The following is a 1,743-nucleotide window of genomic DNA, read 5'->3' on the forward strand; positions in this document are numbered from 1 at the left end:
TGGGAACGACGCGACGACATCCACGAAGCCTTCCTCAGCCTCGCCATCTGCCTGATCACCCACCGCCACGTCCAACGCCTTTGTTAGGACCTCTTACTCCTCGCGGCTGAGGGTCTGGAAGTTTCCATGATCAGGATTGCCCACGCTGCGCCGCATCTTCGGCAGCGCCTTCGAGCCGCCGAATTCCCACGGGTTGCCATCGCAGACGCTGATCGACAACTGCTTCGCTGCCTTGTCGTCGGGATACAAGCCCCACTCGCCGACGCCGCTGCACTCGGACACCTTGTCGCCGTCGCGGTTGTACTCGGCAAGGCCGGTTACGACTACGGTGCCATCGTCCTTGAAGCGCAGGGTCCCGGCCTCGCCCCCGGTCCAGGTGCCTGGGATGTCGGCCCGAGCCAGTCTCTGCTGCTGCCACATGCACCCCGTAGCGAACACCGACACCGCGACCACGACCGCGACCACCGAGACCACCCCACGCAACCCCACCGCAGCGACTCGCCCTCGTTCATCACGCATGACTCCCCCTTGCGTACGTCACACCCTCGTCGACGCGCGCGCCAGATCAGCAAGCACTCACGGTGTCACGAAATTTGAACAGGTTCAACTTTGCTCGGTGTGCGCCGCCGCCCCCGCTCCGCATCGCATTGAGCGGTGCATCGCGAAGTTGTTGATCAAGGGTGGGGCGTGACGGACATAAGACGCCATTTCTTATGGGGCGAGTGAGGGCTGGCTGCCAGGGAGTGGTGGATTGCCCTTCGCTGGGGTCACTGCGTATGCGGGAAGGCTGTTCCAGACAGAGTCTTTGCGGCGAGGCGTACAGCGTTCCCCCAGGCCCGGACCTCTTCGGGTGACATGTAGTCGAGGTGGTACTCCAGGCCCACGGCCGCCACGAGCTTCCGCTCAGGATCTGTCACCGCCTCGATCCCCTGCCAGACTCGAGCTGCGGCCTCCTTCGGTGACGTGGCACCGGTGGACAACTGTGTCGCCATGTGATGCAGGAGGCAACGTTCAGCGGTCTCGTCGTCCGGGATCTGGATCCCCAGCTTTTCCATGGTGTGCCCGAAGAGCTGGCGGATCTCTGCTGGGTGCTCATGCCGGGAACGGCCGGCCAGGTCACGCAGTGAAGGAGAGTCGTGGCCGGCAGCCAGTAGGTGGGCCGCCACCATGGGCAGGTTTTCTACGCGGATGAGGCTGGCCGCGTACTTCCAGGCGATGGTGGCGGGCTGGTCCATGGCCGAATCCTGACCGAGGAGAATGCCTCAGACCAGTGAGTTAGCGGATCCGTGGAGGCGCCGATGGCCGATGAGGAGGGCAGCGATGCCCACGAAGGCCAGGAAGTGCTCAGGCTTGCGCTCGTAGCGGCGGTGGAGACGGCGGCAGCCCGCCAGCCAGGACACTGTTCGCTCCACCACCCATCGGTGGCGACCGAGCCGTTGTGAGGATTCGACGCCTTTACGGGCGATGCGGTGGCGTATGCCGCGGCTGCGGAGCCATCGGCGCAGATGGTCGTTGTCGTAGCCCTTGTCGCCATGGAGTTTCCCAGGTCGTCTGCGACGCGGGCCCCGGCGAGACCGGATCGGCGGTATACCTCGTACCAGCGGCATCAGACCTTGACTATCGTGCAGGTTGGCCGCGGAGATTCCTAGTAGTGCTTCGTTAGGTTCGTCGCTGTCTGTGGCGGCTTCGTCGGGCGGGCAGGGGGCGTCCGCAGGTGGTGCAGGCACCGGTCCAGCACCTCAG

Annotated in this window: 2 protein-coding genes and 1 pseudogene; all 3 read right to left on the reverse strand. The window is 64.8% G+C overall.

Going from position 1 to position 1,743, the window contains the following annotated elements; translation table 11 throughout:
* Window positions 1-93: 93 nt before the first annotated feature.
* Window positions 94-519, reverse strand: a complete 426-nt coding sequence (locus tag KUM03_RS24740) for a hypothetical protein (RefSeq protein ID WP_217251507.1) — start codon at window positions 517-519, stop codon at window positions 94-96.
* 248 nt (window positions 520-767) lie between these two features.
* A complete protein-coding gene (locus tag KUM03_RS24745) occupies window positions 768-1,235 on the reverse strand; it encodes a hypothetical protein (RefSeq protein ID WP_217251508.1) in 468 nt (155 codons plus the stop codon).
* A 27-nt stretch (window positions 1,236-1,262) separates the two neighbouring features.
* Window positions 1,263-1,649 (reverse strand): annotated as a pseudogene (locus tag KUM03_RS24750) (transposase); the annotation flags it as partial.
* Window positions 1,650-1,743: the final 94 nt, after the last annotated feature.

Origin of the sequence: Streptomyces sp. AC602_WCS936, assembly GCF_019049125.1 — a bacterium.
Classification (GTDB): domain Bacteria; phylum Actinomycetota; class Actinomycetes; order Streptomycetales; family Streptomycetaceae; genus Streptomyces.

Excerpts from the sequence above, each read along its gene's own strand:
- KUM03_RS24740 (WP_217251507.1), bottom strand. The coding sequence starts at position 519 with ATGCGTGATGAACGAGGGCGAGTCGCTGCGGTGGGGTTGCGTGGGGTG.
- KUM03_RS24745 (WP_217251508.1), bottom strand. The coding sequence starts at position 1,235 with ATGGACCAGCCCGCCACCATCGCCTGGAAGTACGCGGCCAGCCTCATC.